The sequence below is a fragment of the Ralstonia sp. 22086 genome, assembly GCF_052045975.1.
Taxonomy (GTDB): Bacteria; Pseudomonadota; Gammaproteobacteria; order Burkholderiales; family Burkholderiaceae; genus Ralstonia; species Ralstonia wenshanensis.
The window spans coordinates 119,543-134,034 of the sequence record NZ_JBQEPZ010000001.1 but is presented as its reverse complement, the minus strand read 5'-3'; the positions used below and the strand labels follow the sequence as shown (position 1 = coordinate 134,034).

The following is a 14,492-nucleotide window of genomic DNA, read 5'->3' as shown; positions in this document are numbered from 1 at the left end:
ATTTTCTTCAGGCCGCCCAAGGAACCGATAGCGCATTCCGCTGGTTTTCTTGCCTGATCCGATGAGCCGCCGCCGTTTTTGTGGTCGGCACGCTGCCCTCGCAGTAAAGTCCGCCCAGGAGGTTTCATCCGCATGACATTGACCGACGACATGCAACGAGAGCGCGACGCAGCACACGCGGTGCTGTCCCGCATCATCGCGGCGCACACCGCGGGGCCGGGCGACTACACCACGCCCATTGGCGACCTCGTTTTCTTTCGACGTGAAACTCCGGCGCCGCCCTCTTTTTGCGTGGTCGAGCCGAGCATCGTTCTCGTGTCTCAGGGCGCAAAGCAGATGCTGATCGGCGGGGAGGCGTATCCGTATGACACGTCGCATTTCCTGATCACGTCGTTGGATCTGCCGGCCGCATCGGAAGTGAAAGTGGCCAGTTGCGAGCAGCCCTGCCTAGGTCTGGTCCTGAAGCTGAATTTGCGCATGCTGGCCGAACTCATCGCGCAAGGAGGCCTGCCGCCGCCACGCGACCGCTCGGTGGGGATGAGCGCGGGGCTCGGCACGGCAACGCTCACCATCCTTGCCCCGTTCACGCGCCTGCTGGCGCTGCTGGACGAGCCTGACGCCATCCCGGCGCTCGCCCCGTTGATCCAGCGTGAAATCCACTACCGATTGCTGACCAGCGATCAAGCCGGCCGGCTCCGGCAGATTGCCTCGGTCGACAGCCAGGGCTATCGCATCACCAAGGCCATCGATTGGCTGAAGCAGAACTTCACGCTGCCGCTGCGTATTGAAGCGCTCGCTGCGCGGGTGCAGATGAGCGCGCCGACGTTCCACCATCACTTTCGCCAGCTCACCTCAATGAGCCCGCTGCAGTATCAGAAATGGCTGCGCTTGAACGAAGCCAAGCGGCTGATGTTGAACGAACACCTGGACGCAGCGAGCGCGGCATTCAAGGTCGGCTACGAAAGCCCGTCGCAGTTCAGCCGCGAATACAGCCGCCTGTTTGGCGCGCCGCCCAAGCGAGACATCGACGGCCTGCGCCACCGGCGCACGCTCAATCCCCCTGCCCCCCATCCCGCACCGGCAAGGCCGTCGAATACTTGATCTGCTCCATCGAGAACGATGAACTCACATCCGACAGCGGCACGGACTTGATGAGGTGCTTGTACACGCGGTCGTAGTCTTCGATGCCTGCCACCGCAACGCGCAGCAGATAGTCCATCTCGCCGCTCATCCGGTAGACCTCCACCACCTCGGGCATATCTCGCACCACCTGCGTGAAACGCTGCGCCCATTTCTCGGTGTGTTGATCGGTGCGCACGGCCACGAACACCGTGGTGCCGACGCCCAGCTTGCGCGCGTCGCACAGCGCCACTTGCGCGCGGATGACGCCCGTGTCCTTGAGCCGCTGCACCCGCTTCCAGCACGGCGTCTGCGAGAGGTTCACGCGCTGCGCAAGCTCGGCGATGGGCAGCGTCGCATCGGCCTGCAGCAGCCTCAGTAGTTCGCGGTCAATGGCGTCCATTTCGGTAGAGAAATTTTCTTCTATGGAGGCTGAATTCTAGGGAATATTTTCTGCCATATCGAGGATTTCCCAGGAAACTTTGAATTAATTTTCTGGGCTGTCCGCCGTATCATTTTCCCTGCCTCCACCGCAGCACAGAACCGAAAATGAGCGACAGCAACACCCTCCACTACCTCGACTACGCAGCCACCACGCCCGCCGACCCTCGCGTGATTGCCGCCATGACCGCCTGCCTGGGCATGGAAGGCGCCTTCGGCAACCCTGCGTCGAGTTCGCATGCGACCGGCCGCGTGGCGCGGAACAAGGTCGAGCAGGCGCGCGAGCAAGTTGCCGCCCTCATTGGCGCCGATGCCGACGAGATCATCTGGACGTCGGGCGCCACCGAATCCAACAACCTCGCGCTGAAAGGCTACGCAGACGCCGCCATCGGCAAGCGCCACCTCATCACGAGCCGCATCGAACACAAGGCCATTCTCGACACGATGGCGAACCTGTCGGCGCGCGGCTGTTCGGTGACGTATCTCTCGCCAACACGCGACGGTGAAATTACGCTTGAGGCCGTCGCCGCTGCGATGACGCCCGACACCGGGCTCGTCTCGCTCATGCTGGTGAACAACGAGCTGGGCACGCTGACCGACGTCGGCGCGATCGCGCAGATCGTGCATGCCGCCGGCGCGCTGTTCCACGTCGATGCCGCACAGGCACTCGGCAAGACGCCGATCGATGTGCGCGCGCTCGGCATCGACATGCTCTCGATGTCCGCCCACAAGGTCTATGGGCCCAAGGGGATCGGCGCGCTGTATGTCCGCCGCGACATCGCCTCGCGCATTGCGCCGCAAATCCACGGCGGCGGCCACGAGCGTGGTCTGCGCTCAGGCACGCTGGCGACGCATCAGATTGTCGGCATGGGCGTGGCGTGTGAATTGGCGGCCGTTGAACTGGAGCACGAAACCGCTCGCATTGGTGCGCTGAGCCAGCGGCTGAAGGCAGCGGTGCTCGCCCTCGGCGACGTGGTGCAGAACGCCGACGTGGCTCGACGCATTCCCCACACCCTCAGCCTGACGGTCAACGCGCCCGGCTTCATGCCGATGATGCTGGGCGACGACCTTGCCGTGTCGTCCACATCGGCGTGCAACTCTGCAGCGGGCACGCCATCGCACGTGCTGACGGCCATCGGCCTGGATGCCGATGCCGCCGGCCGCACCGTGCGCATCAGCCTGGGCCGCTTTGCGACCGAACAGGACGTCGACTTTGCCGTTGCGTGCTTCCAGCGCGCGATCGCGCAATGCCGCGCCACGGCATCGAGCGGGTTGACCTCATCGCGGCAGATCATGCCGGCCGATCTGAAGACCATCCGCAATGCCGGTTTCCGCTCGGTGATCTGCAACCGCCCGGATGGCGAGAGCATCGACCAGCCCGCCTTCGAGGACATTGCCGCCGCCGCCCGCGAACTGGGCCTGGAAGCGCGCTACCTGCCGGTTGAGCCGAATGGCATTGGCGATGCAGACGTTGCCGCATTCGGCGCATTGGTCGACACGTTGCCCAAGCCCATCCTCGCGTATTGCAGAAGCGGCAACCGGGCCGGCATGCTTTGGAAGCGCTTGATGGATCAGCGCAAGGGCTAGGCCTTCGCCCCGCCCCGGGCTACGCCACCGGCAGCTCCGTCGTCGACAGCACCTGCTTGAGCACCATGAACGTCCGGATCTGCCGCACGCCCGGCAGATACAGCAGCTGTTCGGCATGGAGCCGGTTGTAGCCTTCGTTGTCTTTCGTGCGCACGAGCATGAAGTAATCGAATTCGCCCGTCACGACGTGGCATTCCAGGCAACCGGGCACCTTCTGCACCGCTTTCTCGAATGCGGTGAACGATTCCGGCGTCGAGCGATCCAGCACGACGCCGATCATCACCAGCGACCCCAGATCCAGCGCACGCGGATCGAGCAGCGCAACAATCCCCTTGATCAGCCCCAGCTCCTTGAGCCGCTCCACGCGGCGCAGGCAGGCCGGCGGGCTGAGGTTCACCTTGGCCGCCAGGGCCACGTTCGAGATGGACGCATCGCGCTGGAGCGCCCGGAGAATCGCGCGATCGGTGCGATCCAAGGCGTGGCGCGCGGAAGCCGCCGACACGTCAGAGCCTTCCTGCAACTTTGTTTCGCTCTTTTTCATTTCTAAGAAATAAAGAGATTCATCACTGGATCTACGACCCGCTTCGTTCTGGATAGTAGCCGATCTTTGCAACCTCATTTCGCAGCGATGTGCGTACCATTGGTTTCCGACATCCCGCCATTTGCGGCACTGAAGGAGCCACCTCATGAACCTGCAGCGATTTCCCCGTTATCCCCTGACGTTCGGCCCGACGCCCATCCAGCCGCTGAAACGATTGAGCGCGCACCTGGGCGGCAAGGTCGAGCTGTTTGCCAAGCGCGAGGACTGCAACAGCGGCCTGGCCTTCGGCGGCAACAAGACGCGCAAGCTCGAATACCTGATCCCCGAAGCGCTGGAAGGCGGGTACGACACGCTGGTGTCCATTGGCGGCATTCAGTCGAACCAGACGCGCCAGGTGGCTGCCGTGGCGGCGCACCTCGGCCTCAAGTGCGTGCTGGTGCAAGAGAACTGGGTGAACTACTCCGATGCCGTGTACGACCGCGTCGGCAATATCGAGATGTCGCGCATCATGGGCGCCGACGTGCGCCTCGATGCCGCAGGCTTCGACATCGGCATCCGGCCCAGTTGGGAACAGGCCATGGAAGATGTGCGCAAGCGCGGCGGCAAGCCGTTCCCGATTCCGGCCGGCTGCTCCGAGCACCCGCTCGGCGGCCTTGGCTTTGTCGGCTTTGCCGAAGAAGTACGCCAGCAAGAAGCGGAGCTGGGCTTCAAGTTCGACTACATCGTGGTGTGTTCCGTCACAGGCAGCACGCAAGCCGGCATGGTCGTCGGCTTTGCGGCGGATGGCCGGGCCGACAAGGTGATCGGCATCGATGCCTCGGCCAAGCCGGAACAGACGCGCGCGCAGATCCTCCGCATCGCGCAGCACACCGCCGAACTGGTCGACCTCGGCAGAAACATCACGGAAAAAGACGTGGTGCTCGACACGCGCTACGGCGGCCCCGAATACGGCCTGCCCAATGAAGGCACGCTGGAAGCCATTCGCCTGTGCGCACGCCAGGAAGCCATGCTGACCGACCCGGTGTACGAAGGGAAATCCATGCACGGCATGATCGACATGGTCCGCAACGGTGAATTTCCTGAGGGCTCGCGCGTGCTCTACGCCCACCTGGGCGGCGTGCCGGCGCTCAACGCGTACAGCTTCATCTTCCGCAACGGTTGATGCGGCGCCGCCGCGGCGGCGCATCCGGGCGCGGGCGTGCATCGCGTGATCACGGCCCGCTTTCCCATCCTTCCTTCAGGCAGGACCAGTCATGACGGATTTATCGACGGGGGCCGCGTCGATGCGCTCCCTTGCGCAACGCATCGAAGACAGCGACCCAGGGGAAACCGCCGAATGGCTCGACGCGCTGGATGCCGTCGTCCAGCATGCCGGCACCCCGCGCGCACAGTTCCTGTTCGACCGTCTGGCGGAACGCGCCGCAAAGCTGGGCGTCGGCACCGCCCTCGCCCGCGTCACGCCTTACGTCAACACGATCCCCGTTGAGGCCCAGCCGCCGTATCCCGGCGACATCGATACCGAAGAACGACTGGCCGCCGCGCTGCGCTGGAACGCACTCGCCATGGTGGTGCGCGCCAACCAGGCCTACGGCGAACTGGGCGGGCACATCGCCAGCTACGCATCGGCCGCCGATCTGTTCGAAGTCGGCTTCAATCATTTCTTCCGGGCCGACAACGCGGCGCACGGCGGCGATCTCGTCTACTTCCAGCCGCATTCGTCGCCCGGCGTCTACGCACGCGCGTATCTCGAAGGGTTTCTCGACGAGACACATCTCGAACACTATCGGCGCGAAATCACCGGGCCGGGGCTGTGCTCGTATCCGCATCCGTGGTTGATGCCCGAGTTCTGGCAGTTCCCCACCGGGTCGATGGGCATCGGGCCGATCAATGCGATCTACCAGGCGCGCTTCATGCGCTACCTGCACAACCGCGGCCTGCTGCAGACCGCCGAACGCAAGGTGTGGGGCTTCTTTGGCGACGGTGAAATGGACGAGCCGGAATCGATCGGCGCGCTGTCGCTGGCGGCACGCGAGCGGCTCGACAACATCGTGTTCGTCATCAACTGCAACCTGCAGCGGCTCGACGGCCCCGTGCGCGGCAACGGCCGCATCGTCGACGAACTCGAAGCGCAGTTCACCGGCGCGGGCTGGAACGTCATCAAGGTGCTGTGGGGCTCGGACTGGGATGCCCTCTTCGCCCGCGACCGTTCGGGCGCCTTGCTGCGGGCATTTGCGCAGACCGTCGACGGCCAGTTCCAGACGTTTTCTGCCAACGACGGCGCCTACAACCGCGAGCGCTTCTTCGGCCAGAACCCCGAGCTTGCCGCGCTCGTCTCGCATTTCAGCAACGAAGACATCGACCGCTTGCGCCGCGGCGGCCACGACGTGCGCAAGCTCCACGCCGCCTACGCCCGCGCGCTGAAGCACACCGGCCAGCCCACGGTGATCCTCGCCAAGACGATGAAGGGCTTTGGCATGGGCAGCGTGGGGCAAGGCCGGATGACGACGCACCAGCAGAAGAAGCTCGATGTCGATCAGCTCAAGGCGTTTCGCGACCGCTTCCGCCTGCCGCTGTCGGACACCGATGTCGAGCAATTGAAGTTCTACAAACCAGCGCCAAACAGCCCAGAGATGCAATACCTGCATGCGCGCCGGGCTGCCCTCGGAGGCTATCTGCCCAGACGGCGGAAGGCGGCAACACAGGCGCTGACCGTGCCTGCGTTGCCATCCTGGGGACAATTCGCGCTGCAAGCCGAAGGCCGCGAGATGTCGACCACGATGGCGATCGTGCGGATGTTCGGCAACCTGCTGAAAGACGACACACTGGGCCCGCGCATGGTGCCGGTGGTGGCGGACGAGGCGCGCACGTTCGGCATGGCGAGCATGTTCCGCCAGGTCGGCATCTATTCGCCGCTGGGCCAGCAATACGAACCGGAAGATCTGGGTTCGATGCTGTATTACCGCGAAGACACGGGCGGACAAATCCTCGAGGAAGGCATCTCGGAGGCCGGCGCCATCTCGTCGTGGATTGCCGCCGCCACCGCCTACAGCACGCACGATCTGCCGATGCTGCCGTTCTACATCTACTACTCGATGTTCGGCTTCCAGCGCATCGGCGATCTCATCTGGGCAGCGGCAGACCAGCGTGCGCGCGGCTTCCTGATCGGTGCCACCGCCGGCAAGACAACGCTCGGCGGTGAGGGCCTACAGCATCAGGACGGATCAAGTCACCTTGCCGCGTCCACCGTGCCCAACTGCCGCGCGTGGGACCCGGCCTTTGCCTACGAGGTGGCGGTCATCCTCGACGAAGGCATGCACGCAATGCTGGAGCGCCAGGAGGACACGTTCTACTACCTCACGGTGGCGAACGAGAACTACGCGCAGCCGTCGATGCCGGAGGGCGACCTGCGCGAGGGGATTCTCAAAGGGATGTATCCGCTGGCACCACAACGCCTGCCAACCGCGCGCGTACAGTTGCTGGGCTCCGGCGCCATCCTGGGCGAAGTCATGGCCGCCGCACAGATGCTCCAGGACGACTGGAACATCGACGCTGCCACCTGGAGCGTGACGAGCTTTTCCGAGCTGCACCGCGAGGCCATCGCTGCCGAGCGCGTTGCCCGCCTGGGCGGCGAAGTCGCGCCTTCGTACGTGGAGACCGTCTTGCGCGCATCGCGCGGCCCCGTTGTTGCGGCCACCGACTATGTGCGGGCCGTGCCGGAGCTGATCCGTGCACATGTGCCGCGCCGCTATGTCACGCTCGGCACCGACGGCTTTGGCCGCAGCGACTCACGCCGGGCGTTGCGCGAGTTCTTCGAGGTGGACCGCGCGTCCATCGTCATCGCCGCACTGAAGGCGCTCGCCGACGACGGTGAACTGGATCACGCCGTGGTGCGTGAGGCGGTTGCACGCTACGGCAAACACGCCACGATGGTCGACGCGCCCTGGATGCGCTGAAGAACGCCCACTCGCGAAGTATTTAGCTCGACTCGCGGAGATCGAAGCTCGACGGTTGAGGCTTTTTTCTCGATGTGTGGAGCTATTTGCTCGGCGTGCCGAGCTATTTGCTCCGTGTGTGGAGCTATTTGCTCGGCGTGCCGAGCTTTTTTCTCCGCGTGCCGAGCTTTTTGCTCCACGTGTCGAGCTTTTTGCTCCACGTGTCGAGCTATTTGCTCGGCGGTTGAGGCTCAGAACTCGGCCCATGAGGCTTTTTGCTCGGCTGCCCGCGCTTTTTGCCTCGCGCGTGGCGCGCTGAATCGCGGCGCGGGCTGCGGTGGATGCACCGGCGCAGCGAAATGAGTCAGGGCACTGTCTTCTGAAATCGATCGTGCGGCGGGTTCGGCCAAGGGCGTCTCGTCAGCACCCTTTTTTCGTTTCCAAATGTTACGGCGTGCATCCCGGTCGACTTCGCATAGCGCAAGCAGCGGGGCCGTGCAGTACAGTCCATGCCATGAAAAAAGCCCTCACCTGCCCGTCTCTCGTCCTGCTGGCCTTGCTCGGCGGGTGCGCATCGCACCCGCAACAGCAGCCCGTTGATTCGCCCACCGCCGCTGCGGCAACCACCGACGCCAGCGCAGACAACGGCTGGCAGGTGCTGCGCGCCAACTACATGGCGTGCGTCCAACGCCAGGCCGATAGCGGCGTGCCGGGCACCACGCAGACCAAGGCCGTGGTCGCCTCCGCGCTCGACGCCTGCGAGGGCGACCTGCGCACCATGCACGACGGTTTCCGCGATCACCTCAGCACGTCGATGTCGTCTTCCGGCGCGCGCAAGGCGGCCGACCGCGTCACCAAAGACACCCGCGAGAAGGCCCGCGTCTACCTGATGGGCTACGTCGATCACGCGCGCTACCTGGCGAAGTCGCACTGAGCGCTTAGCACGCTTAGAGCATCTCCAGCGCGCGCGGCCCCTTGGGCGGAGGGAACAGGCTGTCCAGCGTCGCAAGCTGCTCGGCCGTGAGCGTGTGCGACAGCGCACCGATGTTCTCGCGCAGCCGGTCACGATGGCCGGTCTTGGGAATCGCGATGATGTCGTCATTCGCCAGCAGCCACGCGAGCGCCCCCTGTGCCGGCGTCATGCCGGACTCCTGCGCAAAGCGCACCAGCTTCGGATGCCGAACGAGCCGCGCCTGCTCGATGGGCGAATAGGCCATCACCGGCACGCGGCGCTCGCGCAGCCCAGGCAACAAATCCCATTCGATGCCGCGCCGGCTGAGGTTGTAGAGCAGCTGGTTGACAGCGGTCTGATCGCCGCCGGGCGTGTCCCACCACTCCTCCATATCGGACAGGTCAAGATTGCTCACGCCGTACTGGCGGATCTTGCCTTCGCGCTGTAGGGCCTGCAGGCCTTCCAATGTTTCTTCAAACGGCACATCGCCACGCCAGTGCAGCAGGTACAGATCGAGCCTGTCGGTGCCGAGGCGGCGCAGGCTGCGCTCGCACGCTGCGGCGATACCGCGCCGGCTGGCATTGTGCGGATAGACCTTGCTGACGAGAAAGACCTCATCGCGCCGCCCGGCAATGGCCTCGCCAATCAAAGATTCGGAGAGGCCTTCGCCGTACATCTCGGCGGTGTCGATCAGGCGCAAACCCAGGTCGAGGCCCAGGCGCAGCGTGGCGATTTCTTCGGCGCGCGTGGCGCGGTCGTCGCCCATGTTCCAGGTGCCCATGCCGAGTGCAGGGACGCGTTCGCCGTTGGGCAGAGTGACGTGTTTCATGTCGTGCTTTCCGATCGGTCAGGCAAAACATGAATCTACAAGAGACGCGGCGCACCGTTAAGGCCGCGCCCGTCCGGTCAGAAAATACGGCTAGCGCGCCTGACGTTGCGCCGCCCACCGGCGATAGCGCCGCGACTGGCAGGCCGCGGCCAGTTGCTGCTCGATCAGCGCCCGCAGGGGCGACACGCCGGGGGCCGTCGTGCGCCCCTTGCTCAGCCGGCTGAGCTGGAACTTGACGACAGCCATGTTGGCGAGTGCGCCCAGCGCCTTGTTCTTCCATGTGATGGGCTGCAGCACCGGCGCGCTGTTCTTGCCGCCCGCCCAGTCGCGCGGCAGGTTCGGATCGATGGACAGCGCCGTTGCAATGCCCACCATATCGACGCCGCTGTCGACCACCTGCTCCGCCACCGCCCGGCGCCGGATGCCGCCCGTGACCATCAGCGGCATGCGGGCAATGCCGGCAATGTCGCGGGCGAATTCCAGGAAATACGCTTCGCGGGCGAGCGTGCGGCCGTCGCGCGCGTGCCCTTGCATGGCGGGCACTTCATAGCTGCCGCCGGACAGTTCCACCAGATCGACACCCAGCGGGCTGAGCAGCTCGACCACCTGCTTCGCATCGTCCGGGCTGAAGCCGCCGCGCTGGAAATCGGCGGAGTTCAGCTTGACCGCCACGACGAACTGCGGCGACACGGCGGCGCGCACGCTGCGCACGATATCGAGCAGCAGGCGCGTGCGGTTCTCGATCGGGCCGCCCCACTGGTCCTGCCGCCGGTTGGAAATGGGCGATAGAAACTGGCTCAGCAGATAGCCATGGGCGGCGTGGATCTGCACACCGGTGAAGCCGCTCTGCTCGGCCAGTTGCGCGCTGCGCGTAAAGCGCTGCTGGACTTCGCGGATATCCGCCTCGGTCATCTCACGCGGCACCGGGAACTGTTTGGACAGTGCGCCCAGCGCGAGGGGAACCGCCGACGGCGCCAGCGTCGGCTGCCCGAGCGATGCCGGCATCTGGCGCCCCGGATGGTTGATCTGCATCCACGCATGCGCGCCATGCGCACGCGCGACCTGCGCCCAGCGGCGGAAGCGTTCCAGATGTGTGCCGTCTTCCAGCACGACGCCGTTCGGGCCGGTCATGGCGCGGTGGTCGACCATCACGTTGCCGGTCAGGATCAAGCCGGCGCCGCCTGCCGCCCAGGCTTCATACAGGCGCAGCAGCGCGTCGGACGGCGCGTGATCGGCATCGGCCATGTTTTCTTCCATGGCGGCTTTGGCCAGGCGATTGGGAATCACCGCGCCGTTGGGTAGAACGAGGGGCGTGAAGAGCTTCATGGGTGGCATCCCCTATCGGGATTCGACGTTTGACGACACCTGAACCCTAAGCTTAAAGTCAACTTGAATGTCAAGCCTGCGGAGCACGCACATGAAGATTGGTGAATTGGCCCGCCTGAGCGGCGTGGCCGCCTCCCGCATCCGGTTTTATGAAGCCAGCGGCCTGTTGCAGCCGGCTGAGCGGCAATCCAATGGGTATCGAGAATACGCACCCGAATCCGTAACGCGGCTGGAGATCATCCTGCGAGCGCAAAGCGCGGGGTTCTCGCTCGAAGAAATTCGCGCCCTGCTGCCCGGACACCAAGGCGCGTGGCCGCGCGAAGAACTGCTGCTGGCCCTACGCCGCAAAGTGGCGGAAATTGATGTGCTTGAGCAGCACCTGGCGCAAAACAAGCGCGACTTGCTGGCGCTCATTCGCGAAGTCGACCACGAGGCCGATGGTGAAGACTGCGCCGAACGCGCCCGCCGCGTCTTCGACAAGATGAACATGCGACCGCTCAAGCAGCCCGCTGCGGAACCTCCGGCGCGCCCGGCAAGAAAGCGCGGCTGAGGCGCGCGACCATTCCGAGACGCGCTCGAACGTGTGGGCATGGGTCATCACCGCGTGCGGCCAAGCCCGCTTGCCCTCGCCAGCTTCCCGACCAGGTCGTCATCTCGACTCCTCACCCCGTGTCGTGCTGCATGCACCATGGGCAGCGGAACACATACGTGTTCGGGGGCTCCGCATCGCGGCCTCAGGAATGGCAATTGCGTCCTCCCCCGCGCTCGACGCAGAAAATGCCGGCGTCAGAGCCAAAGGAAACGCACTTCAGATCGTCTGACAGCACTCCGCAGATCGGCTGTGTGCACCTTCCGATGCAGGCCATGCAGTAGCGCTTGCACACGCCTTTGTACAAACGCCATCCGCGCGACAAAACGGGCGCCGCCCCATACCAATCAAGCTGGAGACAACGATGCTGAGCCCCCATGAAATCGCGACGCTGGTTTTGGTATGTGGCGACTCGCAGCCGCGCGATCTGGATACGGTGGACGTTGAAACGCTGCTGGCACTGCAACTCCTTACGCTGGAACGCCCAAGCCCGGGCGTGACCGCACCGCGCGTGACCCTGCAGGGCCATGCGCTGTTGAAATCGCTGGGTGTGCTCCGCGTGCGCAAGGGCATGCAGACGGCGGCGGCGTTACGGTAACGGAATCGAATCGACTCAAACCCCGCCCAGCGCATGACGCAGCAGCAAGGCAGACAGCACCAGCATCGTCACGCCAATCAACCCGTCCAGCACCTGCCATGCTCTCGGCCGGGCAAACCAGGGCGCGAGCCAACGCGCACCAAACCCCAGCGTGACGAACCAGAACAGGCTGGCCGAACCTGCACCCGCCACAAACCAGCCACGCAATGCCGCGGCCTGCTGAGCGCCAATGCTGCCCACGAGCAACACCGTATCCAGATAGACGTGCGGATTGAGCAACGTAAAAGCCGCCGCCTGTGCCAACGCCGCGCCTCGAGTGAGACCATCGCCATCTGCGGCGGCCCGTAACTGGCTGGAATGCCGTGCGCGCCGCAGTGCCTGCAACCCGTACAGCAGCAGGAATGCGGCACCCGCCAACGCAAGAATGCGCGCGAGATTGGGCCGTTCGCCCAATGCGTGCGCCATGCCAAGCACACCCGCCAGGACCAGCAGCGCATCCGCCATCGCACAGAACAGCACCACGCTGCCCACATGCTCACGGCGCAGGCCTTGACGCAGCACGAACGCGTTTTGCGCGCCAATGGCCACGATCAGCCCCAGGCTCACGGCCAAGCCCTGCAGGAACACGGAAGAGGAAGTCGCAATCGAGGTCGTCATACGCGCAGCTTGCCGGTCCGGCTTGATGAAGACAAACTATCTTTCCTTCATCCGATTCAGTTTTACTAATCTTTGTGCTCGACTATTCCGCTTTGGCGGCCTTGGCTGCCGTCATCCGAGAAGGCAGCTTCGAGCGGGCTGCCCGCGCACTCAATGTCACGCCATCGGCCATTTCGCAACGGATTCGGTTGCTGGAAGAACGCGTTGGCTGCGCGCTCGTGGTGCGTGATCAGCCGTGCCGCCCGACTGAGACCGGCCGGCGGCTGTGCCAGCACGTAGACCGCGTTCGCCTGCTCGAACAGGAACTGCAAGGCGCGTTGCCGACGCTGGCACCAGAAGGTGCCGCCCGCGTTGCGCTGCCGATTGCCGTGAACGCTGACAGCCTGGCGACCTGGCTCGCGCCGACAATCGCCACGTTCGCAGCAGCACATCCGGTGTTGATGGAGGTGGCGGTTGACGACCAGGATCACACCAGCGAATGGCTGCGCAGCGGCGCCGTGCTGGCTGCCGTTACGGCCACGGCGCGGCCGACCACAGGCTGCAACAGCCGCCCACTCGGAGGCATGCGTTATCTGGCTGCGGCCAGCCCGGCTTTCGTGCGCGAACATTTCGCAGACGGCGTCGGCGCAGGTTCGTTGGCGAAGGCGCCCTGCCTCGTGTTCAACGCGAAAGATGCGCTGCAGGCAACGTGGGCGAGGCGCCTGTGCCATCGGCATGTGGAAATGCCGCGCCATCTGTTGCCGTCGTCACAGGCGTTTGTGACCGCGGCCGTGGCCGGCATGGGATGGGGGCTGCATCCGCATGCGCTGATTGCGCAGCATCTTGAAGACGGCTCGCTCGTCGAGCTGGTGGCGGATACGCCGTTGGACGTTCCGCTGTATTGGCAGCATGCGCGGGCGGCATCCGCGCTGCTGGATGAATTCAGCCGCCAGGTCTTGAGCGCCGCGCGTGCCGCGCTGCTCGCCCCCTGACCGGTTAGAGCGCGTTCAGCGGAATCTTGAGGTACTGCACGCCATTCGGCTCGGCCGGGGGCAACATGCCCGCGCGAATGTTCACCTGGATCGCCGGCAGCATCAGCGTGGGCATGCCAAGCGTGGCGTCGCGCTTCGTGCGCATCTGCACGAACTCAGCCTCGGTCACGCCATCGCGCACATGGATGTTGGCGCGGCGCTGCTCGGCCACCGTTGTGTGGCAGATGGCTTCACGGCCGGCGGGCGGATAGTCGTGGCACATGTAGAGCTGCGTGTGCGGCGGGAAATCCAGCAGGCGGCGGATCGACTGATACAACGTGCCCGCGTTCCCACCCGGAAAATCGCAGCGCGCCGTGCCCACGTCCGGCATGAACAGCGTGTCGCCCACAAACACCGCATCGCCCACCTGATACGCCATGTCTGCCGGCGTGTGACCCGGCCCGGCCAGCGCCTTGGCTTCCAGATTGCCGATATGGAACACCTCGTCTGGCGCGAACAAATGATCGAACTGCGAGCCATCGAGCAGGAATGAGGGCTCGAGATTGAAGATCGGCTTGAACACACCCTGCACGACGCGAATGCGCTCCCCGATGGCGATGCGCCCGCCGAAGCGCCCCCGCAGATACGGCGCGGCCGACAGGTGATCGGCATGCGCGTGCGTCTCCAGCAGCCATGCAACGCGCAAGTCCTGCGCTTCGATGAACGCGGCAACGCGGTCGGCTGAGCGGGTCGTCGTGCGGCCCGATTTCGGGTCGTAGTCGAGTACCGAGTCGATCACGGCGCAGGCCGTGCCGGGGCCCGCGTGCACCACGTAGGTCATGGTGCAGGTATCGGCGTCGAAAAAGGATTCGATCTGGGCATGCATGGTGAACGTTCCCGAACAATCTATATTTTTATAGAATATCGCCTGACATTCTGTCTGCCAATAGTGCAAACAGCGCTAACAGAAA

General features: G+C 64.7%; 14 protein-coding genes. 8 read left to right on the top strand and 6 right to left on the bottom strand.

Going from position 1 to position 14,492, the window contains the following annotated elements:
• Positions 1-132: 132 nt before the first annotated feature.
• Positions 133-1,101: an AraC family transcriptional regulator N-terminal domain-containing protein gene (locus ACTJK6_RS00640; RefSeq protein ID WP_440838121.1), complete on the top strand. Its 969-nt coding sequence runs from the start codon at positions 133-135 to the stop codon at positions 1,099-1,101.
• Here ACTJK6_RS00640 and ACTJK6_RS00635 read toward each other — a convergent pair.
• The gene (locus ACTJK6_RS00635; RefSeq protein ID WP_012435937.1) at positions 1,052-1,522 is read right to left on the bottom strand and encodes an Lrp/AsnC family transcriptional regulator; all 471 of its coding nucleotides are present in this window, start codon (positions 1,520-1,522) and stop codon (positions 1,052-1,054) included. The genes ACTJK6_RS00640 and ACTJK6_RS00635 overlap by 50 nt on opposite strands.
• A gap of 146 nt (positions 1,523-1,668) precedes the next feature.
• Here ACTJK6_RS00635 and ACTJK6_RS00630 point away from each other — a divergent pair, with 146 nt between their 5' ends.
• Positions 1,669-3,147 carry an aminotransferase class V-fold PLP-dependent enzyme gene (locus ACTJK6_RS00630; RefSeq protein WP_440838120.1) on the top strand — a complete coding sequence of 493 codons (1,479 nt, stop codon included), beginning with the start codon at positions 1,669-1,671 and terminating at the stop codon, positions 3,145-3,147.
• 19 nt (positions 3,148-3,166) lie between these two features.
• Here the strand turns inward: ACTJK6_RS00630 and ACTJK6_RS00625 are convergent, their stop codons facing one another.
• On the bottom strand, positions 3,167-3,688 hold the full coding sequence (locus tag ACTJK6_RS00625; protein WP_440838119.1) for an Lrp/AsnC family transcriptional regulator: 522 nt from the start codon (positions 3,686-3,688) through the stop codon (positions 3,167-3,169).
• Positions 3,689-3,833: 145 nt separating this feature from the next.
• Between ACTJK6_RS00625 and ACTJK6_RS00620 the strand changes: the two genes are divergently transcribed.
• The 3 genes from ACTJK6_RS00620 (at position 3,834) to ACTJK6_RS00610 (ending at position 8,554) form a co-directional block, all read left to right on the top strand.
• The gene (locus ACTJK6_RS00620; protein ID WP_024975458.1) at positions 3,834-4,850 is read left to right on the top strand and encodes a 1-aminocyclopropane-1-carboxylate deaminase; all 1,017 of its coding nucleotides are present in this window, start codon (positions 3,834-3,836) and stop codon (positions 4,848-4,850) included.
• Positions 4,851-4,941: 91 nt separating this feature from the next.
• On the top strand, positions 4,942-7,641 hold the full coding sequence (gene mdeB / locus ACTJK6_RS00615; RefSeq protein WP_440838118.1) for an alpha-ketoglutarate dehydrogenase: 2,700 nt from the start codon (positions 4,942-4,944) through the stop codon (positions 7,639-7,641).
• Positions 7,642-8,134: 493 nt separating this feature from the next.
• Positions 8,135-8,554, top strand: coding sequence for a hypothetical protein (locus ACTJK6_RS00610; RefSeq protein ID WP_440838117.1), 420 nt, complete (start codon positions 8,135-8,137; stop codon positions 8,552-8,554).
• A 13-nt stretch (positions 8,555-8,567) separates the two neighbouring features.
• Here the strand turns inward: ACTJK6_RS00610 and ACTJK6_RS00605 are convergent, their stop codons facing one another.
• Together ACTJK6_RS00605 and ACTJK6_RS00600 are read right to left on the bottom strand one after the other, a co-directional pair.
• Positions 8,568-9,401, bottom strand: coding sequence for an aldo/keto reductase (locus tag ACTJK6_RS00605; protein ID WP_440838116.1), 834 nt, complete (start codon positions 9,399-9,401; stop codon positions 8,568-8,570).
• A gap of 90 nt (positions 9,402-9,491) precedes the next feature.
• Positions 9,492-10,727 carry an NADH:flavin oxidoreductase/NADH oxidase family protein gene (locus ACTJK6_RS00600; RefSeq protein WP_440838115.1) on the bottom strand — a complete coding sequence of 412 codons (1,236 nt, stop codon included), beginning with the start codon at positions 10,725-10,727 and terminating at the stop codon, positions 9,492-9,494.
• 91 nt (positions 10,728-10,818) lie between these two features.
• Between ACTJK6_RS00600 and ACTJK6_RS00595 the strand changes: the two genes are divergently transcribed.
• Positions 10,819-11,277, top strand: a complete 459-nt coding sequence (locus ACTJK6_RS00595) for a MerR family transcriptional regulator (RefSeq protein ID WP_232040317.1) — start codon at positions 10,819-10,821, stop codon at positions 11,275-11,277.
• Positions 11,278-11,680: 403 nt separating this feature from the next.
• Positions 11,681-11,914 carry a hypothetical protein gene (locus ACTJK6_RS00590; protein ID WP_232040318.1) on the top strand — a complete coding sequence of 78 codons (234 nt, stop codon included), beginning with the start codon at positions 11,681-11,683 and terminating at the stop codon, positions 11,912-11,914.
• Between the two features lie 15 nt (positions 11,915-11,929).
• Here ACTJK6_RS00590 and ACTJK6_RS00585 read toward each other — a convergent pair whose 3' ends face one another.
• The gene (locus ACTJK6_RS00585) at positions 11,930-12,571 is read right to left on the bottom strand and encodes a LysE/ArgO family amino acid transporter (protein WP_322016837.1); all 642 of its coding nucleotides are present in this window, start codon (positions 12,569-12,571) and stop codon (positions 11,930-11,932) included.
• A 74-nt stretch (positions 12,572-12,645) separates the two neighbouring features.
• Here ACTJK6_RS00585 and ACTJK6_RS00580 point away from each other — a divergent pair, with 74 nt between their 5' ends.
• Positions 12,646-13,542: a LysR family transcriptional regulator ArgP gene (locus tag ACTJK6_RS00580; RefSeq protein ID WP_440838114.1), complete on the top strand. Its 897-nt coding sequence runs from the start codon at positions 12,646-12,648 to the stop codon at positions 13,540-13,542.
• 4 nt (positions 13,543-13,546) lie between these two features.
• On the opposite strand, the gene ACTJK6_RS00575 is transcribed toward ACTJK6_RS00580, so the two are convergent.
• Positions 13,547-14,407, bottom strand: a complete 861-nt coding sequence (locus tag ACTJK6_RS00575) for an MBL fold metallo-hydrolase (protein WP_440838113.1) — start codon at positions 14,405-14,407, stop codon at positions 13,547-13,549.
• Between the last annotated feature and the right edge of the window lie 85 nt (positions 14,408-14,492).